The organism is Nitrospirota bacterium (genome assembly GCA_016219645.1).
GTDB lineage: Bacteria > Nitrospirota > Nitrospiria > Nitrospirales > Nitrospiraceae > Palsa-1315.
In genome coordinates this window covers 1-19935 of sequence record JACRLR010000018.1, presented here as the reverse complement: position 1 = coordinate 19935, position 19935 = coordinate 1, and the positions used below count along the sequence as shown (strand labels likewise).

17 protein-coding genes are annotated in these 19935 nt (G+C 55.6%); 1 reads left to right on the top strand and 16 read right to left on the bottom strand.

Annotated features, from left to right (window positions below):
- Positions 1-103 precede the first annotated feature (103 nt).
- The 8 genes from HZB34_06810 to larC all read right to left on the bottom strand — a co-directional run bounded on the left by HZB34_06810 (position 104) and on the right by larC (position 9112).
- Positions 104-871 (bottom strand): 2OG-Fe(II) oxygenase, encoded by a 768-nt coding sequence (locus tag HZB34_06810; GenBank protein ID MBI5315663.1) that lies wholly within the window; start codon positions 869-871, stop codon positions 104-106.
- Between the two features lie 157 nt (positions 872-1028).
- A complete protein-coding gene (locus HZB34_06805) occupies positions 1029-1709 on the bottom strand; it encodes an outer membrane lipoprotein carrier protein LolA (protein MBI5315662.1) in 681 nt (226 codons plus the stop codon).
- A 137-nt stretch (positions 1710-1846) separates the two neighbouring features.
- A complete protein-coding gene (locus HZB34_06800) occupies positions 1847-4261 on the bottom strand; it encodes a DNA translocase FtsK 4TM domain-containing protein (GenBank protein MBI5315661.1) in 2415 nt (804 codons plus the stop codon).
- A gap of 219 nt (positions 4262-4480) precedes the next feature.
- Positions 4481-5287, bottom strand: a complete 807-nt coding sequence (gene rsmA / locus HZB34_06795; GenBank protein ID MBI5315660.1) for a ribosomal RNA small subunit methyltransferase A — start codon at positions 5285-5287, stop codon at positions 4481-4483.
- Positions 5288-5290: 3 nt separating this feature from the next.
- On the bottom strand, positions 5291-5617 hold the full coding sequence (locus tag HZB34_06790; protein MBI5315659.1) for a hypothetical protein: 327 nt from the start codon (positions 5615-5617) through the stop codon (positions 5291-5293).
- A gap of 116 nt (positions 5618-5733) precedes the next feature.
- The gene (gene pdxA / locus HZB34_06785) at positions 5734-6768 is read right to left on the bottom strand and encodes a 4-hydroxythreonine-4-phosphate dehydrogenase PdxA (protein MBI5315658.1); all 1035 of its coding nucleotides are present in this window, start codon (positions 6766-6768) and stop codon (positions 5734-5736) included.
- A gap of 69 nt (positions 6769-6837) precedes the next feature.
- Positions 6838-7842, bottom strand: a complete 1005-nt coding sequence (locus tag HZB34_06780; protein MBI5315657.1) for a sodium:calcium antiporter — start codon at positions 7840-7842, stop codon at positions 6838-6840.
- A 58-nt stretch (positions 7843-7900) separates the two neighbouring features.
- Entirely contained in the window at positions 7901-9112 is a 1212-nt protein-coding gene (gene larC, locus HZB34_06775; GenBank protein MBI5315656.1) for a nickel pincer cofactor biosynthesis protein LarC, read from the bottom strand.
- A gap of 427 nt (positions 9113-9539) precedes the next feature.
- Here larC and HZB34_06770 point away from each other — a divergent pair, with 427 nt between their 5' ends.
- Positions 9540-10091: a hypothetical protein gene (locus HZB34_06770; GenBank protein MBI5315655.1), complete on the top strand. Its 552-nt coding sequence runs from the start codon at positions 9540-9542 to the stop codon at positions 10089-10091.
- A gap of 62 nt (positions 10092-10153) precedes the next feature.
- On the opposite strand, the gene larB is transcribed toward HZB34_06770, so the two are convergent.
- The 8 genes from larB to HZB34_06730 form a co-directional block, all read right to left on the bottom strand.
- A complete protein-coding gene (gene larB, locus HZB34_06765) occupies positions 10154-10915 on the bottom strand; it encodes a nickel pincer cofactor biosynthesis protein LarB (GenBank protein ID MBI5315654.1) in 762 nt (253 codons plus the stop codon).
- Positions 10912-11943: an NAD(P)-dependent glycerol-3-phosphate dehydrogenase gene (locus HZB34_06760; protein ID MBI5315653.1), complete on the bottom strand. Its 1032-nt coding sequence runs from the start codon at positions 11941-11943 to the stop codon at positions 10912-10914. The genes larB and HZB34_06760 overlap by 4 nt, the downstream gene beginning before the upstream one ends.
- Positions 11944-12141: 198 nt before the next feature.
- On the bottom strand, positions 12142-14112 hold the full coding sequence (locus tag HZB34_06755) for a capsular polysaccharide biosynthesis protein (GenBank protein ID MBI5315652.1): 1971 nt from the start codon (positions 14110-14112) through the stop codon (positions 12142-12144).
- Positions 14113-14248: 136 nt separating this feature from the next.
- A complete protein-coding gene (locus tag HZB34_06750) occupies positions 14249-15349 on the bottom strand; it encodes a glycosyltransferase (protein ID MBI5315651.1) in 1101 nt (366 codons plus the stop codon).
- A gap of 618 nt (positions 15350-15967) precedes the next feature.
- Positions 15968-16639 carry a hypothetical protein gene (locus tag HZB34_06745; GenBank protein MBI5315650.1) on the bottom strand — a complete coding sequence of 224 codons (672 nt, stop codon included), beginning with the start codon at positions 16637-16639 and terminating at the stop codon, positions 15968-15970.
- A 103-nt stretch (positions 16640-16742) separates the two neighbouring features.
- A complete protein-coding gene (locus HZB34_06740; protein MBI5315649.1) occupies positions 16743-17822 on the bottom strand; it encodes a hypothetical protein in 1080 nt (359 codons plus the stop codon).
- Positions 17823-18133: 311 nt separating this feature from the next.
- Positions 18134-18907 carry a hypothetical protein gene (locus HZB34_06735; protein MBI5315648.1) on the bottom strand — a complete coding sequence of 258 codons (774 nt, stop codon included), beginning with the start codon at positions 18905-18907 and terminating at the stop codon, positions 18134-18136.
- 493 nt (positions 18908-19400) lie between these two features.
- On the bottom strand, positions 19401-19769 hold the full coding sequence (locus HZB34_06730) for a hypothetical protein (protein ID MBI5315647.1): 369 nt from the start codon (positions 19767-19769) through the stop codon (positions 19401-19403).
- Positions 19770-19935 lie beyond the last annotated feature (166 nt).

Sequence of the window (19935 nt, the reverse complement as noted above, 5' to 3'; positions counted from 1 at the left end):
ACGGAGAAGGTCTATTTCGTCTATTCGGTCCGTCTGGTCTATCAGGTTGCCAGAATCAGATAACTAAAGACACCAGACAGACGAGATAGACCAGAAAGACCAACTAGGAGCGAGGGCGATTGGAACCCGTGATCGCCTGCTTGAAGACCGTGCGGAGGCCGAAGTAGGCGATGGAGTCTTTGAGGTTGGAATAGAGCCGTTTGAAAGCTCCCATGTCAGGGTCGGTGACATATTCCATCGTGAGGGCAATCCGTTCTTCCCCCTCGCCGAGCGGAGTAACCGCATGCCAGAGTTTATCTCCATTGAAAATGACGAGGTCCCCTGGTTGTGTAATCAGTTCAAGATGTTTAGGGGTTTTCACAGGATCGTCCTTGAACAGTTCGCAGACCAGTTTGCATTGCGTAGACCGATCGACAATCCCCATCAGAATGGTATAGCGAGCCCCCTTATAGTAGGACGTGTCATAGTGAAACCCGATATGGTCCCCTGGTTCCGTATAGTAGTAGAGCGCGCAGGAATGGGGATCGCTCTCAGGACATCGACTGAGCTTGGCCCGTACCAGACGGCTTAAGAATTCGATGAATGCTTCAGATCGATAGAGATCGAGAAAGCGTGGGGCCTTCTCCATCACCGTATAGTAGCTGACGCTCCCACCTTTTTTATGGCCGGGAATATAGTTACGATTCAGCTCGCCTTTCACCCCCTGCGCTTGAGGAACAAGATACTCTTCCACCACCGACCGGGAAAGAAACTGTGGAACGAAGAGGAATTCGTTTTGATCCCAATACTCACGCGAGAGTCGATCGAGATCCAATCGCTTCACTGCTTCATCGACCGCTTCACCGAGGGAACTAACCATCGACTGATTCATATCGTCACCATTTCCCACTCACCCACCAGGCTGCTGAAAAAGCCCCTCAGCTTGTCTTGTTCATTCGGTTTGTCTGGTTTTTTGGTTAGACGAAACTAACCAGATGAACCAAATAAACAAAATGAACCAGATCAACCTCCCCGCATCCTGTCTACACTCACTGCGGAGTACTGAGCACGGGAGCCTTCACGACGACCACATCGGCCGGCAACTTCAGGTCGAAGAGTGCGTTGGCGAGGCCGACGTTGTACTGGAGCGAAGAAAATTCAAAACTTGCGACATTGCCGCTGACTTCGTAGAGAGAGATGGTCCGGATGAAATAGGTCTTGGGAAACACTTCCACCACGATCCGTTGTAACGATCTCCCCGCCTCACCTTCACGCGACTTCGGCAGGAGGGTGAGTAACCGGATTCCTCCCACGCCGCGTCCCTTCCCCGGTGTCGGCTCAATGTCGAACGACTCCTCCAAGGTGGCTGCCCCCTGCAAGAGCTCTAACGGAGCCTTAGAGGCCGCCATTTGCGTGAGCTTCCCCACCAATACCTGCTTATGCTCCGGCACATACACTTTGATGTCATCCCGATTGACATAGATGTCCTCGACCGACGGGTCGAGATAGTTCCATCGTAACCGGCCCGGCTTTTTGATATAGACCTTGCCCGAGGACGTGATGGGCCGCTCGAACCCCTCGATCATCGTCTTTTGCGTAAAGTCCGCCTGAAGATCTTTCGTTTTCTCATACCGCGCCTGAAGCTGCTTGACCACCTCCCGCACCTCTCCCAACGCTTTCTCATCGTTCTCCTCAGCGCTCAGGAACGGCACTGGTACGAGAGCCCACATGCACACAAATGCCAGTCCCACTTTGATTAGGCCAGATGGAGTCGCTGAGGTGCTCTCCACTGCGCGCGTCCAACGAGGGGAGTCCGCGACCGCGCGTTGCGCGAGCAAGGAGAGCGCCTTAGTGACCCCATACCACCTCATGCCTGTTCCTCTGCCCCCACCGGCCCTCGCCGCCCGACGATCTCTCTCCGTCCATCGCGACCAGCTGCGCCCACGAGGCCGTCTGCCTCCATCTGCTCGATCATCCGAGCCGCCCGAGGGTAACCCACCCGCAGCCGACGCTGAATCAGCGAGGCAGAAGCCTGTCCGGTCGTCAGGACGAGTTCCTTGGCCTGTTCATACACCTCGTCCAACGCCTCTTCCTCTTTCGCCTCTTCCTGTTTCAGGGCGGTCTGCAACTCCTGATTATAGGCAGGCCTGGCTTGATCCTTCACAAACTCGACCACGCGGCGGACATCGTCATCCGAGACAAACGACCCGTGCCCCCGCATAAGGCGCCCGGTTCCAGAAGCCAGATAGAGCATGTCCCCTCGGCCAAGGAGCGCTTCCGCGCCGTTCGCATCCAGGATGGTGCGCGAATCGGTCTTCGACGACACCTGAAAGGCGATGCGGGCCGGGAAGTTCGCCTTGATCAAACCGGTCAGCACATCGACCGACGGGCGCTGCGTCGCCAGCACGAGATGGATGCCTGACGCACGGGCCATCTGCGCTAAACGCGCAATCTTGTCTTCCACTTCCTTCGGCGCCACCATCATCAGATCCGCCAACTCATCGATCATCACCACGATATAGGGCAGGGGCTCAGGCGGAGTCGGCGGCGGCAAGAACGATCCGGGGCTGCCATCCGGAAGCGTAGTTTCTCCGGCAGAGAGCCGCTCCTCTTCAGGTAGAAACTGGATGGGCAATTCCGGCTGCTCCAACTTGGCCGCTGAGTCTACCTCGGATATCCCCTGTCCTCCGGAAACCTTTCGATTATAGGCATCGATATTTCGCACCCCTGCCTCAGCAAGCAATTTGTAGCGTCGCTCCATTTCCGCGACAACCCAACTGAGCCCGCGCGCCGCCGACTTTGGATCGGTAATGACCGGACGCAGCAGATGAGGAATGCCGTCGTACGTTTGAAATTCGAGCATCTTGGGGTCGATCAGGAGTAGCTTGACCTCATTGGGTCGAGCCGAAAACAACAGGCTCAGCAACATCGTATTGAGGCTGACACTTTTCCCTGCTCCTGTGGCGCCGGCAACCAGCAAGTGAGGCATCGTTTTCAGATCGGCGATCATGGGGGCTCCGAAGATATCCTTCCCCAAGGCTAAGCTGAGCTTCGATCTGGCACGTGAAAACACCTCGCTCGTGACGACCTCTCTCATCGATACTGTCTCGCGATAGAGATTCGGCACCTCGATCCCTACGACCGATTTTCCTGGAATCGGCGCAACAATTCGAAGGCTGATCGCCTTCAGCGCCAACGCCAGATCATCAGCCAAATTCACAATGCGCGCAACTTTGGTCCCCGACGCCGGCTCGAACTCATACATCGTCACGACCGGTCCAGGGCGAACCTCTGTGACCTTCCCCGCAATGCCGAAACTGAGCAGGGCGCGGGTCAGCACATCCGATTGCGCCTTGATTTCATCTTCCGTCACACGCCCGAGCGGGCCTGAAGGTTCGCTCAAGAGCAGGGCCGGATCCGGCAAGATATAGTCTCCCGCCCTGGCTTGAGCGGCAACGATCTGCGGCTCCGGCTCTGATTCCACCGGCTCAACCGGTTCGGAAGTCGGTTGTCGCGATGGCTGAATGACCGGCCAATCCAATTCCGGCTCCCCAGCCGCCTCAGGAAGCGCTTCTTCAATGACCTCACGGATAGATTTCGACGACCTCTGTTTGGCTTTCCGTAGGGGTTCAGAAGCGGCTTCTTCCTCCGGGCGGTCGGGAATCAAGGCACGAGCCCTGTTGAACATCCAATTACCCAGACCGGGAATCCGCTGAGCAACTTTCGCCAGTGAGATAGACGTCGTGAAGAGGAGCGACACCAGGAGTCCTGCCATGATCAAGATATGAGCGCCGGTGCTCGCAAAATAAATGCGCAAGCTCTCAGCCAACACCCGCCCGAAGATGCCCCCCGCCATCCCTCGATAAATCAGGCCGCTTGAGACGGTCGGCACCCCCGTGACTTCGAGATGGAGAAAGCCCGCGAGAAACAGCAACGCGGCCAGCGAAGCGGCAGCGTTCCGCAAACGGATCGACAGGTTGTCCTGCGTAAAACAACGGACACCCATGAGGCCGAGGAGTATCGGAAACATGTAGCCTGCCGCGCCGATCGTCCAGAAGATGGTGGACGCGAAAAATGCGCCGACCGCCCCGATGAGGTTCCTGGATGGAGGCGTCGCAGATGTCCCGGCCTTGACCTCACTCGACACAAAGGACAGCAGGCTGAGAAGCGTCAAGAGCGCCAACGCGATCAGGACGACTCCGATCACTTCCCGTTTGATGTGTGATGGGGGGGAAGCGGCACCGCGGGCCTCGCCCCGCTTGGCCGAAGTGGTGACAGCCATGATCCGCGATGCTAGCACAGGGGATTGATCAATTCAAACGAAGCGGAGGAGAGGGGAGCAGCCAGGTGCCCTTCTTGCTCGCAGAACGCGCACGATAAGAATGTGCTCGTTCGATGCGCGCAGTGAAGGGCCGCCTTGGCCACTCCCCTTAAAAGAAGTATGAAGAATCGGGAAGAACCTCGTTGGACGCGCGCAGTGGGGGACAATCCAGACCACCTCCTAAAGACGGTGGAGGGAAAGTGCAAGGGCAAGCTGAATGAACTCTTCGACCGACAACGTCTCTGCACGGCGAGTCTGGACAATATCGAGTCGCTGCAATGTCTCGTCAAGAGGATGAGGTGCGTACCCTTCGTCTCGCAGGGAATTGACGAGCGTCTTTCTCCGATGCGCGAAAGCTGCCTTCACGAGTGCGCGAAACGCGGCTTCTTCCTCGTGGTTGAGCCTCGTGCGGTCTTTCGCGCGCAGCAAGACCACTGCCGAGCCGACATCCGGCCTGGGGCGAAAGCATTGGGCTGAGACTCGGAAGGCCTTCGTCATCACAGCTGCGTACTGCGCCATGACCGAGAGCACCCCATAGTCGGAGCCGCCGGGCTTTGCCACCAATCGATCTACCACTTCATTTTGAAGCATGAGGACCATACGCGGAAACCGGTCTCGTTGATCGAGCAGTCGGAAGAGCAGGGGCGTCGATATGTAGTAGGGCAGATTCGCCACGACAACCGTACCAGTCGGCAAACTCTCGACCGGATAGGTCAGCGCGTCCTCACAGACCAGCTCCACGTTCGGAAGCTCCGCCCGCCTGGTTTCGAGATAGGCATGCAGCCGCGGGTCTACTTCGACCGCCGTGATACGGCCGGCGGCCTGGCACAGCGCTTCCGTCAGGAAACCGCGACCTGGGCCGATTTCCAACACATGGTCGTTGGGGTCCAGTTGCGCCAACGATACGATTTTGCGCACGATGTTCGGATCGATCAGAAAATTCTGGCCGAGCCGCTTGTTCGGAGGAGGGAGATTAGCAATCGGCACAGATTAATTCCCGCGGGAAGAAGGAGGAGCTGTTTGCGCTATCCGTTTCGCCAAATCGGTAAGCGGAGTTTTGAAATAATCGATAAGGTCGGTAAACTCTTCGGTCAGGTCGTTGGTAAAAGAGGGCCCCGGCTGAAGGGCGGCAAACTTCTGCCCTTCCTTCTGGCCCAAGCACTCAGCGATGAGCGAGACGGTTCTGACTTTCCACTTCGCCACTCGCTCGGTTCCAGAAGCGACGTTCAGCGTTTGCATGGTGTCCTGGAAAATCTGGTCCAATTCTTTCAGTTGCTTCTGAAGTATGTCACTTGCCGCACCCGATTGGTTGGTCATCGAAAAGCTCCTGTTTATCTGGTTTGTTTTGTTTATTTGGTTTATTTGGTTTGTTTCGTTGAAATTTCCGTCAACCAAACAAACAAGACAAACCAAACAAACCTTTCACCAACGTCTTATCGTTTTTTGGCTAGCCTGGCGGCCAGCTTGATCGCTTCGATCAGACTGCCGGGATCTGCAATACCCTTTCCCACGATATCAAACGCTGTCCCATGATCGACCGAAGTGCGAATGATCGGCAACCCCACCGTCAGATTCACACAGGTGCCGAAGGCGACAAGCTTGAGGGGAATGAGCCCCTGGTCGTGGTACAGGGCCACCACCGCGTCATACTCACCCCTCGCCGCCTTGCCGAACAACGTATCGGCCGGTAAGGGATCACTGGCTCGAATGCCCTGGGCCTGCGCCGCACGAGCCGCAGGGAGAATGACTTGCGCCTCTTCGTCTCCGAACAGTCCATGTTCTCCGGCATGAGGATTTAACGCAGCGACACCGATCCTCGGCTTCTTAATTCCGAACAGATCCCTCAACGCCAGATGAGCCAGTCTGATGGCTTTCTCAATCTTGGCCCGGGTGAGGAGCGACGGCAAGTCTTTGATCGCGACATGGGTCGTCACGAACATGATTCGAAGCGGTCCACCGATAATCATCATGCCGGATTCTTGCGCCCCGGTCAGGTCTGCCAGCAGTTCCGTATGGCCAGGAAAATGACAGCCGGCCATGTTGATCGCTTCTTTGTTGATCGGTGCAGTGACCATGCCGTCGATGCAGCCAAGCTGCGCCAGTTCCACGGCTTTCCGGATGAACCGCACGGAGGCTGCCCCGGTTTCAATCGCCGCCACTCCGCGTGTGAACCGCCCGAGAGGGTGATCGAGCGGGTCCAGCACGGCGAGATGATTCGACCGTGGGAGCACCGGTTCGTGATCCTCCACACAAATGACGTTCAACTTGAGTTTCAGACTCTTGACCGCCTGCTGCATCACCGGAAAGGAGCCGATGACAAGCGGGCGACAGAGGCGCCGCAATGCTCTTCCTGCCAGAGCCTTCGCAATCACCTCCGGGCCGATCCCCGCCGGATCGCCCATGGTGATTCCGAGAAGAGGTTTGTCTGGTTTATTTTGTTTTTTTGGTTTGTTTAGTTGGGACTTCATTGACTCCCTCTCCGTTAAAACCAAACCAACCAAATGAACGAAATAAACCAAACAAACATTCTTACCTGCTCACCAACCATAGAGATACACCGCATACCCTATATAAAGGATGGCACTCCCACTCAGCAACCAGGGTCGCCAGAACTCCCCCCACAGAGCCTGCACCAAGAAGAAGGTGGCCGCCGCCACGGCGAGCACCATCGTCATCAACGCCGTCGGTGCCAACACCCAATCCGTACCCAGGAGCCCGATCGAGACCGGAATGGTTCCTTGGAACACGATCGCGCCCGTGACATTCCCAACAGCCAAACGATCTTTCTTTCGGTAGAGCCAGAGGAAACTGTTCGACATCTCGGGCAATTCAGTCGCCAGCGGGGCGATAAGCAGGGCCAGGATCAATGGGGAAATCGAGAGGGCTCCCGCAATCGTTTCTGCGGCGAGCACGAAGAGATGCGCGCCGAGCGCGAGCCCGGCCAAGCCGAGAACTGCTTGAAGACTGATGAGCCCAAACGGCGGAACGGCAGTTTTTCTGGCAAACAACAATGGCTCAACTCCGCCGACTTCCCCTTCCTCATTCGCCTCACTGAACTTCAGCTTGACGTAATAGAGATAGAGGCTGATCAACCCGACAGCGGCCACGGCATGGACCACTCGAGAGGGGACGAAGACACAGGCCAACGCGGCACTGTAGGCTCCCACAAAAAAACAGAGATCGCCCTTCACATCGCGATAGTTCAGTCGGAAGGAAGCGGTTCGCTTGCCAAGTCCGGCATAGACCATCAGGAGGATGGCCAGGATGGGTATGACCAGCGTGGTCAGCATGAAGGGGGCGCCGAGGATCGCGCCCAACCCCACCTCGGCCTCTGCGCGGCTCGCCCCGAAGAAAATCGCGATGACGGGAATCGACGTTTCAGGGAGTGTCGTACCGATGGCAGCCAACACCCCGCCGACCGCGCCTTCGGACAGATTGAACCGCTTGCCCACCCACTCAATGGCGTTCGTGAAGAGCGTACAGGCGCCCAATGTCACCGCGACGGAAACGAGGAACAGGAGGCTGTAGAGGAAGACCGTCACGCGCGTTCTGCAAGTGGAAAATGACAAATGAGAAATGAGAAAGCGTACATGGTGTTTGTCACGTTGTTTGTTTTTTATTTTTGCTTTTGCTTTGTGCGCACCGATAGGCGTCACGCGCTTCTTCCATCACATCTTTGAGGGGGTGACCCGTTTGTTCGGCAATCCGCTTGCAATCGAGATATTCCGGAGCCGCTTTGGTCGTCGTCCTGCTCACATTGGCGATCTTCATGCGGACGACTCCCCCGGGCACCTTCACCGGGACAAAACGCCGGGGGAGAACCTGCCGCGTCACTTCACAAACCCGGACCCCCAGCGCCGTCGTCTCCTGAAACAAGACGTCGAGAATCTGATCCCGCTGCGCCGGAGCTGCGAGGCAGGTCAGCACGATGCCGGGTCGTCCCCGTTTCATAATGACCGGTGCAAGCGTCACATCGAGGGCCCCACGCGAGAATAACTGTTCCATCACATACTCGTACGTTTGTGGATGGACATCGTCGAGATTCGCTTCAACCTGTAGGACCGTATCCTGTTCGCGCACTCCCCGGGATGAGGGCCGCGCGAGCAATACGCGCAAGGCATTCGGCCAGCCGTCTGGATCCGCATCGCCCGCCCCATAGCCGATGGCCGTCGGCGTCATCACCGGCATGGGGCCGAACTCCGATGTCAGCGCACGCAACAGCGCCAGACCGGTCGGCGTGGTGAGTTCACGGGAAGGGCCCGCACTGTAAACCGGAATCCCTTTCGCCAGAATGGCAACCGCCGGACCAGGTACAGGAAGAATCCCATGAGCCGATTGCAGCGCCCCAGCTCCAACATTGACAGGGGAGGCCGTCACACGCGTGACGCCCAACAGATCGCAGCAGATCAGGCCACCGACGATATCGACAAATGAATCCAGGACTCCCACTTCATGAAAATGGACGTGATCCTTGGCCACGCGATGAGCCTGCCCTTCCGCTTCGGCCAACCGATCAAACACCGACCGGCTTTGCTGCTTGATCTTGTCGGGTATCCGACTCGCGGAGAGGATGGCATGGATCCGACGAAGCGAGAGAGGCTTGCGCAATCCAGACGTGATCACGACGTCCACTTTCGTGGCATGGATCGCCCCTCGATGCACCCGCCGTTTCCGTAACGTGAAGCCGGAAAGCCGTAGTTGCTTCAAACCGCTCACCAAGTCGGGAAACGGGACTCCCACGTCTACAAGCGCGCCGAGGATCATGTCGCCGCTAATGCCTGAATAACAATCGAAATGGAGATGAGTGTCCATGCACATCCTTTCTCGTCTCTTTAAAACCTGGCCATCTTACCCAAGGCAGAAGCGAACGGCAACGACCGTGACTCAGGAGGTCTGTCTTGTCTATTTGGTTTGTCTTGTTTGTTTAGTTGGCGGAAATTTCAACGAAACAAACCAAACAAACTAAATGAACCAGATCAACCGGTCTTGCCAGTCCCGCCCGTCACGCCTCTCTCGCCTGTCGCGCGCTTTACCGGATGCATTGACAGCCTACCGACGCTGTGTTATCCCACTGCACTCACCCGAACGGCTTGTGGACAAACTCTGCGGGTCTATCTGGTCTCTCTTGTCTATCTGGTCTGTCTGGTGTCTTTAGTTCTCCGATTCTGCCAACTAGACAGACTGGACAGACCGAATAGACCAGATAGACAAGAAAGACTATCCGGTTCTCACATACTCTATGACAATCTGCCGGTCCTCAGTCACGTCCCGCTCAAAGGTGTTTGGCTGGTGGAGTGGTCGGATCGTCTGGGCAGTGCTCTGTGCCTCGCTCCTACTCTGGGCGCCGCTTGCCGCTTCGGCAAAATCGAAACCCCCACGTGCCCCGCGCCCGGAACCGGAGCTCAAGATTCTTGACGTGCAAGTCTCCCCTAACCCCTACACAATCTCATCCGGTTCGTTGCAGTTTACTGCCCTCGTCAGGCTCCCCAAGGAGCTGAACGGTGCAACTCTGCTCGAAGTCTCCTCGTTCATCACCTCACCTTCGAAAAACTCGCTCCGTTTTTTGACGACGCGTACCGCACTGGAGCCGCGCATCGCCTCGACCGACGGCACCGCCCCTCCACAAATTTCTGTCCACCTGACGTGGGACGGGTTGGATCAGAAGAAAGCCCCATCTGGCGCAGGGGTCTATCAATTCGAAGTACGGGCCAAGTTGCTAGCCAATGATGAGAAGGGTCCCAGGACACAGATGGTGGCCTGGCCGAAACGGGGCACGATCGAAGTGAAATAGCAGACCGTGAGGGGTGAGGGGTTAGGCGTCAGGCGACCTGAAACGGAGAAACAGCGAACGCCTCACGCCTCACGTTTCACGCCTAACGAATTAATCCGGTGGGCCAGACAGCCGGCCCCAAACCCGTTGTCGATGTTCATCACACCGACCCCCGCCGCACAGGAATTCAGCATCGTCAACAAGGCAGCCAGGCCGCCGAAACTCGCACCGTAGCCTTGACTCGTCGGCACGGCGACAACGGGACAGGGAACCAACCCGCCGACCACGCTCGGTAAGACTCCATCCATCCCTGCAACGACCACGACCACACGGGCTTGCATCAGTCTGCTCTGACGTTCCAGTAACCGATGAATGCCGGCCACACCCACGTCATAGATCGTCTCAACCCTGCTCCCCATCACCTCCGCCGTCACTCGTGCTTCTTCCGCAACGGGAATATCCACGGTGCCGGCTGTAATGACCAACACGTGTCCCAGCAGTTGCCTCTTGGGATCGCGGATCGACACCACGCGCGCCTCGTCATGATAAACCGCTCGACGGTCGAGCCGTTTGATAATCGTGGCGACCTGGCGAGTCGCGCGCGTCGCCAACAGGGGGCGATGATGTTTCAACAGAGCCTTCGAAATGGCGCGGACCTGGGCCGGCGTCTTCCCTTCGCAGAAAATGACCTCGGGAAACCCCTGCCGCAACGACCGGTGGTGATCGACCGAGGCAAACCCGAGATCTTCAAAAGGCAGCGTGCGGAGCTGTTGGATTGCTGCCTCCACAGACAGAGAGCCGGCTCGCACCTTCGTGAGCAATCGTTCAAGTGCCTGAGGATTCATGCCTGTCCTTTCTCTGGTTTTGCGTCCCGCTCCATCAGATCTGTCACCGCCTTGCGACAGGACTTGCCCTCGAACAAGACCGCGTTGATTTCTTGCACGATCGGCATGTCGACACGATGACGTCGCGCCAATCCTAACGCCGCCTTCGCCGTCCTGACACCTTCAGCCACTGCCTGCATAGTCCCGAGGATCGATTCCAACCGCTCGCCCTTCCCCAGTCGTACGCCGACCGTATGGTTCCGGCTCAGTCCCCCCGTACAGGTCAACACCAAGTCGCCGACGCCGGACAGTCCGTAGAATGTTCGTGGATCCGCGCCCATCGCAACGCCCAACCGTACCATTTCCGCTAAGCCTCTCGTGATCAATGCCGCCCGCACATTATGACCGAGATCCAATCCATCCACGACGCCGGCCGCGAGCGCCATCACATTCTTGAGCGCGCCGCCGAGCTGGACGCCCAATACATCGCTGTCGACGTACACACGAAAGGCCGGTGTCATCAGCGCAGCTTGGAATGTCCTGGTCAGTTCCTCGTTACTTCCGGCTAAACAGAGCACCGCCGGTTTCCCTGCGCTGACTTCGGTCGCAAAGCTCGGGCCGGACAACACCATGAAGTCACGTTGCACGGCAGGGGGAAGGACATCGGTCATGACCTGGGTCATCAAATTCAGCGTATCTTCTTCAACTCCCTTTGTCGCGCTGATAAAGGGGATAGGAGTGGACAGGGACCGGACCAGCTCTCGCAACACTGGACGTGCGACATGGGACGGCACGACCAACAGCAGCCCCTCGCTCTCCGCGGCAAGATTCGTCAAGGATCCGGTGGCGACGAGCGACGGAGGGAGCGCGACGCCAGGCAGAAAGACCGGATTCTCGTGTTGCCCATTGATCGCAGCCACTACCTCCCGTTCATAGGCCCAGAGACGAACCTCAAGGCCCTTCTCTGCCAGATGTTTCGCCAGGGCGGTGCCCCAGGCACCGGCTCCAATCACTCCTATACGATGGATGGGTGAATGGGTGGATGACATGGTTAAGAAGCGACTATGACGGAAGGGGTGTCATCAACAGGATTTGCAAGTTACACGGATTATAGGAACCGGTTCTTTCACCTGTCAATGAATGAGGGGTGTGAGACTGGTTGATTTGGTTTATTTGGTTTGTTTGGTTTGTTTCGTTGAAATTTCCGTCAACCAAATAAACGAGACAGACCAGACAGACCAAGTACCCTAATCAGGTTTTTTCCCGAGCCGGAGCACAAGCCGCAGAGCCTTTCGCCACAGGGGCATACCGGTCGGCTTCTGCTGTCGCCATTCCAACAATTCATCCAGGGCCCGTTCTGCCGTGGTGAATTTTCCGGTGACCCGGCTCACATACGTGGGATAGAGAATAAGGGAGCCGGCGACCAGCTCATCGAGAGTCAACCGGCTGGTGCGACGCGCCGGCGGCATGATGTCATCGGTCAGTCCCCAGCCGGCGTAAAAGGGCTGTCCGTAACAGGTAACCTTCTTCCCGCGCAGGAGGGCCTCGAACCCGGCCAGGGACGTCAGGACGTGGACTTCATCTACGGCGGACAGCAACGTTCCCATGGCGACATCGGTCACGACTTCATCGCACCAGCGCAATGCCTCGTCTTCGCCTGCGCCCTTCGTTCGAAGACCGGCCAATACATCCGGGTGCGGCTTATAAATGACATGAGTTGATGGATTCGCTTCACGTACTGCTTGGAGCAGCCCCATGTTCGATCGGATCGACGAGCCACCATACCGAATAGATGCGTCCGACTCGACCTGACCAGGCACCAACACGACTCGAAGCGCGTCTTTGGGTCGGCTCCAGGTTCCAGCCCCTACGTTGTACTTGGTCAGGCCTCCCTCGACGATACGATCTCGCAACCGTTTCGCGCGCGCCGACAAATCAGCGGAAAATTCCGTGGTCAGGAGTGCATGCTCTAATTCCGATGGAGCCGTGGCATCGTAGTACATGCCCCGGCTATCCATCACCCATGAGAGAGGCCGTATGAGATCGGCGCCCAGCCCAACCGATCGTAAAAAGGCGTCCTCCAGGCGAATCACCAAGCGTTTCTCGTCTTGATGACCTTGGCCCCATATCGCCAACGTGGCTTCTTCCGGGATCTGATCGATCGCATCCACGAAATGCACCCTGTTGCCTTGGAAAAACCTCCGCACGATCGGCTTTTTCCAGGGTGAGAACGATAGCGCAAAGATATCGTTGGGGAAGCGTGTGCGCATCCTCCGCTGCAATCCCATCCATTCGACTACCCGCTCTGCCTCGCACCTCCGACCGGTTTCCGGATCAACATAGCGAGGGTACTCGATCAAGGCTGCATGGATAAGATTCTCCAGCGGGACCGGTCTGCGCCGCTCGGGAGCGGGAAGCTCATCCTGTGTCAGACCCCATCCTGCATAAAACGGCATACCAAACGTCCGTACGGGCTTTCCCCACAGAAGACCCTCAAATCCCATCTGCGACGTCACTACATAGACAGCCTCGGCATGCTCAATTAGATTCACGGGGTGGACATCATCCCCGATGACCTGCACGTTTGGACGGCGCGCGGCCCTCTCCAGATCGAAGTGCCCGCGTTTGCGACCGGCCAAGACCTCCGGGTGCACCTTCAACAGCACCGTGCATGCAGGGTGCTCTAGGAGAGCGCGATCAAGCATGCGCTGGAAGCTGGATTCATCCGCCATCCCAAAGCTGATCGACGCATCACCCCAAGTCTGATCCACAACCAACACGTAACGCTCCGGGAGATCCCCTGCATAGTCCGGCGCATAATTGTATTTGGAGACTCGCCCGTTGCGCCAGGCTGCGATCATCGCCCGAGCGCGGGCCGTTTCTTCACCGGTCAGCGGCCGGGCAATCTGAGAGTCGAGGCGTGAAGGATGGGACGCATCGTAATAGATGCCAAGATCATCGACAACGATGGAGAGTGGTGGCTCAGTCTTTCCCAGGCCGACTGAGCGCAAAAACCCGTCTTCGAGGCAGACAAACGGAATTTTTCGTGACTTTGCCACGCGCCTGGCCCGGCGCGCATATTTCCGGCGGCCCCATCCCAGCGTCGCTGTCAGCCCTGCCGGAGTGGCCAAATAGACAGGTTCGATGGTCTCGCCCAGGAATTCTCCCAGCGTCGATAGCTTGCGGAGTCCGTGATTGAACACACCATAGCGATTCATAAAGAACCATTGTTCGCGCCGGGATTACATTTCTCGTGTGGGAGTTGCGAGTTCCTTGTTTCTAGTTTCATGTTGAGGATCGATTTGGCAACTTGAAACCCGAAACGTGCAACCAGAAACTCCGGGCATCGAAGGATTACGCGGATAAACTCCGAACCTCTCCAAGCGCCATCCGAGATCCGGTGCCGGTTTTCCGATGTGAAATGACCTTCATCATCTCTTCCAGGCGATGGGCCCACGAATGTTGTTTGAGCGCATATTCTGCGCCGGCTGCGACCATGTCACGGTCCCGGGGGGTGAGACCATTCTTCAAGCCAGACATCAGATCCCGCGCCTCTTCCTCACTGGTGACGACATGGCAATAGTCCCTGAAGTAGCGATCGACCGATATGCCGGGCGTCGTCACCGCCAAAGCCCCGCAGGCAAGGATTTCAATCAGACGGCGAGAGAACATCGTGCCTGACCCCTCCACCGTGTTCACGTTCAAAGAGACCATATAATCTCGGTAGATTTGGGCTGTCTCTGTATGGTGCACGCCAGGGCGGACCTCCAGCCAGGGCAGGTCTGGATACCGATAGTTCGGGGAACGTCGATCCGAATTGCGGTCGAACACGGTCAAGCCCAGCTCGGACGAGGCGGCAAACAGAATCTCTTGCCACGACCGTCGTCGATTGTGAGTATGCCAACTATAACTCCCCAGGAAGCAAGCCCGCCGGTGCACATAGCCCCTGTGAGATGGAAAATGAATCGCCGGCTGGACGGCAAACATCAGCGGCGCCACAGTCACAGCCTGCCCGATGAGAGCCCGGTACCTCGGGACGGAGTTCCCGTCTACTGTAAAAATGTAGTCGAACAGTTTTGCGCTGGGGAAAAACCTCTCGAAATGAACGCCGTCTTCCCTATTCCAAAATAGACAGGGAATATCGAGTTCGCGCGCATAGGCAACCACCTTGCTGAGCGCGTGATTGTTCCGTTCCGGGTGATCAGGAAATGAGGCGATCTTATACTTCCAGGCATTGCCCAGCCCATGCCAAGCCGACTCCACGAACAACAGGTCGGGCTTCCAAACCTTTAAGACATACATGTAATTGAGCGGCGTAATATCGCGAACTTGGGATTCGAAGGCGAGGCAGGACCGGGTGAGTTCATCGGCAATCAGCCCTATCTTCAAATTGTGGAATGGCCCCCTCGGCGTGACCCGGTGGAAACCAAAAGACGCGCCGAGTGTCTCAAGCATGTGCTTCATCTACAGGCCGTTTGGAAGTCTATAATGGCGACCGTCAGCACTGGCTCCTCCTTCAGCAGTCCCGCCAAGAACATCCCAGTAAGGCTTAAAATGGCATGCATAGTGACGGGTGTCGAGCGATTTTGCATTTGGATCACACGGGAACTTCCATTATTTCTCAACACTTAGCTCGCAGTATTCACAAGAAGGAGAGGGTACGAGACCGACTGAGCATCGAGCCAGCCGGCCGGAGGGTCGTCGTAGCAGTGAACCGGCCATTGCAAACCTCCGCTACGCAGTTCTATCGTCTGCTCGATCAGACCAACTCCCGGAAGTCAATCGATCAACTCTTATCCTTACTGCATGTGCTGGATTGCGATATCGAGCTTCTCGTTCGAACCAAGGCAGCGCATCGGAAAGCCGCGTGACTCGTTCGGGAGGAATGGAAAGGTGTTTAGGCTAAGGACGGTAGGCTGAAGGGGTTCAGGCTATTCATCTACAGTCCTGGCCAGTCCTCGCAAGGGGGCTGGCCCTTTCTATTCGGGAGAGGGACCGGCTCCGTCGTCTGCGGCGGTGCCGGTCCCGCTGCTCCTCCCACGCCTAACCCACGGGCTTGGCCTAGACGACAGACTATAGAGACACGGGATTGGAGTATTTCTTTATAGTCTTGCCATCTGGGGCGCGAAGAAACGCCAACACTCGATACAGACCCGGCTCCGCCTTTATGTCAATCCGAAGTGTAGAGTTGGGGGAATACCACTGGGTATGGATCCGTTCTTTGCTTCGAAATACGTAAAACGCGAACTGGCCTGTCTGTGGAGCCTCACATACCACACTTGCCACAAGCACATCGCCTTCACGCTCAAGAATGACTTTTTCGATCGAATACTCGGCACGAAAGATAGGCACCGTCTCTTTTGAAGTCGTGATCCCTCTCTTAAACGAGGACCATGCGCATAGCTGCTGAATCGCTGCATGATAATATGCATCGATATAATGAAAGGGGCTGATTCCCCATTTGTGCGCGATCGATCCCGTCATTAATCCCTGATCGAATCTTAAGAACTTCTCGGGTGGGACATCGACGCTGATACGTTGATACATCCGGCTAAGGAACTGGTTGGCTGAATCGATTTGACTGTTTGAAAAGTGCGGCTCGAATTTACCTCCCTTTTCAGCTCGCGAATCCCAGAACACCTCGTTGACTCGTAGCCGATCAAGGCGACCAAGACGCCTAAGCTTGTCCACAAGAATCAACCAACCTGCCTCCAATAGGCGCCAGAGTTCTTCTGACTTGAACAAACACCTTAATCCAACAGTATAACTACCGTGAAGCCTAGAGCTGAGAAGTTCACCGGAAAATGTGGAGTGTCTTCCCTCTGGTTCTGCCTAGGGGTTGGGCGGCTCACTCGTTGACTGCGCGAGTCCTAGGCATCACGGTTGATGCCGTGAATGATTCTTGATTGATCAAATTCACGATCTCAGGAATCATCTGCTCCGGTTCAGGCGCATGACCACGAGAGTCACTATAAAGCCAGGCGTATTGGCGACCGCCAGCGGTTGCCCCTCCTTCACTCCTCCCGCCAAGCGACTCCCAGAAGGACGTAAAATGGCACGCATAGTGATGGGCATCAAGCGTATTCTGCAGAAGTATCGCGCGTGAACTTCGATTATTCCTCCACGCCTGGACCATGTTGATGCGCGAACCGTACTGCTCCTGAATCTCCTTTATTGGTTTGTCTCCAAAACAGTGTCTTCTAACTTTCTCGATATCTGTCGCGCTCTCATACGCGAAAATATCGGTCTGAGCATTGATCGCAACGGCGGTGGTATTCTCTATGCGGCTAGCCAGCGCAAGGGCACTGAAGCCTCCCCCCGATGATCCCCAAAAGATAATCTTGCCTTCCGGTATACCCAGCCCTTCTGCAAAGCGACGAATGAGCATCGCCAGATCATCAGTGGCATCGTGTTCTGCAGTACCGAGGTACCACCCCAATCCTAGATCTTTGTGAAGTTCAAGAGTTGGGTCTGCCACGCAGAGCACATGCCCAGGGAACTTCTTCTGCTGAGCCCATGTCCAGCGGCTAAAAGCCGGCAAACTGTGCTGGCTTCTGTTGATCCTGTTACTCAACATGACGAAAAGCGGCTGCTGCTCTTGACCTACATAGTACAGAGACGGAAATTTCCAATATTGGCCATGCAAAATGAGTGTACATTCTTCTGCCCGAGGCTTCTTCAATGCGTGCCCTAGTCTATAGTCGACAGGATATAGAAACAGTGGGTTGGAGTATTTTGTAATCGGAGTGCTATCTGGAGTGCGAAGGTACGAAAGAACCGAGTACAGACCTGCCTTCCCATTTATCCCAAAACGAAAGACAGGGTTTGGAGAATACCACTGAGTATGAATCCGCTCTCCATTTCGATACAGATAAAATGCGAACTGTCCAGCCTCTGATGCGTTGGACACCACGGTTGCCACCAGCATATCGCCCGGCTCGTGCCTGAGAACGACCTTTTGGATCGAGCAATTGGCATGACTAGTAGGCACTGTCTCTTCCATGGTCGTAACTATCTCCTTTATCGAAGATTAATCTGACAACTGCTAAATCGCTGCATAACAATCCGCATCGACTTCATGAGGGGTGGGGGGGGGGGTATTCCCATATGTAAGCGATCCCCCCATTTAAGCTCATGATCGAAACTAATAACTGCCCGGATGGAATATAGGCCAACACATTGATACATCCGATCAACTCCTCGGCTTACCTAGTCACATTGCCTTTATGATTTTAGCCATTACCGATTCCTAAAATACCTACCAACCGATATCATCGGCACGCCGTCACGTGTGTCGGGGCTGTACTCGATATACACAAGTGCAGATATCACACCACCACGAAGCACTGGCAATAACAATTTGTTGTGCCCGAATTCGTCAAAGCAGCCATTGGCATTAAAATCATGACCATACTCATGAAGAATATAATTGAGCCGTCCCGAGTTCGCCTGGGGAGTCAACACGCTATGATGCACCCACATCATCGGCTTTCTGTACTTGAGCGCGACGCCTGGAAGAGCTGGCAGGTCAAGTGCCATTACTGAACTAATAGACGCAGTTTTAAACTTCTGAAGATTTAGGCTCGACTGTTTTTGCGACCATTCATCCATGACGCCCATGAGCATATTCTTGTGGGCAACCTCACCATCGAAGTAGGTGCTCAAATCGCCGGGGCGAATCTGTCGCCCCGTGTGGTCCTCAGATTCATAGGCGAATCCGACGGGCTGTTTAAACGGCACATCGCTACCTGTGTCGCGCGCTTTAACAAGAACAAATCCACCAGCTGGTGATGTGTCCCGGTCCCAAGTGTACTCGTAAATACCTGCCCGTATAACAAGCCCACGTTCCTCATCTATTACCAAAGCCGGCACTCCGCTATGGATGATACCGTGGATGGTTGTAATCTGTTCGTTCGTGCAGCGGTGCGCCCCGTATGGCGCGTCCATTTCATGCCTAAAGGTCAACGGCGCACGAGGCAAATTGTCCTTCCCAAGAAACTCCTCATACTCCATGCACCAATCCACACCACAATGAAATACGGTCCCGAGTTGAAGCACATTTTGGGGTGAGGGCTCATTCACCCTCCATCCAGATGAAAAATAAATAACCTGATCAGGCCTCAACATCTCCTGTGCGGCACCCTGTGACGGCAATATGAAGCCAGCCACGAGAAATAGTAGGAGAGCAATTCCTTGTAAGGGCAGAACCGTAAGCCATTGAACAGGGAAATTTTCGCATCTATTATTTGCAAATCTGTAAGCACTGTTCGTAAGCATAGGAGGAACTTTATATTGTTCTAAGTGCCGTCATGTGCCAGGCATTTGAGACCATACGAGCACGTCTTTGGTCGCCAGCATTAGCACCACCTTCAGGTTGTGAGAGGCCCAGGGGTGGGGATTGATCTGCCCGCTCCAAGCAAAAGCAACTCTTGGGGAAAATACGCTCAACTCGCACGTTTTAACCATGGGGGAATATTGCGCCATTCAAAGTGAGACACAGCTCGCCTTATATTGCAGCTTTCAGCTGCGCGATTTTTGAATCGTACGAGCCAGTTGGGATCACAGCATACTGAGGAAGAGTTTTAAAAATGTTCTTATGGACGAACCCGTTCTTTTTAGAGAATCTAGCCGCACACTCCAATGCATTTTGATCTATCCACCACTGCTGTACATCTAGTCTAAGAGTATTCAGCAGATATCCTGACACTGTACTCAAAAAGAGCTTAGCCTTGTCTGTCGGGTTAAAAATAGAGAAGCCGGCAGTAATCTCTTCCCAGGGCAGAACATTCGACAGCACTCTAAGCCCCGCATCAACATTACTGCATTCCTCCAAGAGCAGCTTTAGGCTCTTTTTGATAGCTATGTCAAAATCCATTACAATAACCGGGCATGATTTATTATTTAGGGAAGGTCTGATTTATTCTCCGTTCATGATGTGCTAAGGGTAGCGCAGCACTGAACGGGAGGCGCGCCCATGCAGCAATCGACATTTGCCGAGGTTACGTTTGAACAGTATCGCAAGCCCACTCGCCGGGAACGGT

Excerpts from the sequence above, each read along its gene's own strand:
- HZB34_06730 (MBI5315647.1), bottom strand. The coding sequence starts at position 19,769 with ATGGATTTTGACATAGCTATCAAAAAGAGCCTAAAGCTGCTCTTGGAG.
- HZB34_06800 (MBI5315661.1), bottom strand. The coding sequence starts at position 4,261 with ATGGCTGTCACCACTTCGGCCAAGCGGGGCGAGGCCCGCGGTGCCGCT.
- larB (MBI5315654.1), bottom strand. The coding sequence starts at position 10,915 with ATGAATCCTCAGGCACTTGAACGATTGCTCACGAAGGTGCGAGCCGGC.
- HZB34_06805 (MBI5315662.1), bottom strand. The coding sequence starts at position 1,709 with ATGTGGGCTCTCGTACCAGTGCCGTTCCTGAGCGCTGAGGAGAACGAT.
- pdxA (MBI5315658.1), bottom strand. The coding sequence starts at position 6,768 with ATGAAGTCCCAACTAAACAAACCAAAAAAACAAAATAAACCAGACAAA.
- HZB34_06810 (MBI5315663.1), bottom strand. The coding sequence starts at position 871 with ATGAATCAGTCGATGGTTAGTTCCCTCGGTGAAGCGGTCGATGAAGCA.
- HZB34_06770 (MBI5315655.1), top strand. The coding sequence starts at position 9,540 with ATGACAATCTGCCGGTCCTCAGTCACGTCCCGCTCAAAGGTGTTTGGC.
- HZB34_06790 (MBI5315659.1), bottom strand. The coding sequence starts at position 5,617 with ATGACCAACCAATCGGGTGCGGCAAGTGACATACTTCAGAAGCAACTG.
- larC (MBI5315656.1), bottom strand. The coding sequence starts at position 9,112 with ATGGACACTCATCTCCATTTCGATTGTTATTCAGGCATTAGCGGCGAC.
- HZB34_06760 (MBI5315653.1), bottom strand. The coding sequence starts at position 11,943 with ATGTCATCCACCCATTCACCCATCCATCGTATAGGAGTGATTGGAGCC.
- HZB34_06735 (MBI5315648.1), bottom strand. The coding sequence starts at position 18,907 with ATGGAGTATGAGGAGTTTCTTGGGAAGGACAATTTGCCTCGTGCGCCG.
- HZB34_06750 (MBI5315651.1), bottom strand. The coding sequence starts at position 15,349 with ATGCTTGAGACACTCGGCGCGTCTTTTGGTTTCCACCGGGTCACGCCG.
- HZB34_06740 (MBI5315649.1), bottom strand. The coding sequence starts at position 17,822 with ATGCTGGTGGCAACCGTGGTGTCCAACGCATCAGAGGCTGGACAGTTC.
- HZB34_06755 (MBI5315652.1), bottom strand. The coding sequence starts at position 14,112 with ATGAATCGCTATGGTGTGTTCAATCACGGACTCCGCAAGCTATCGACG.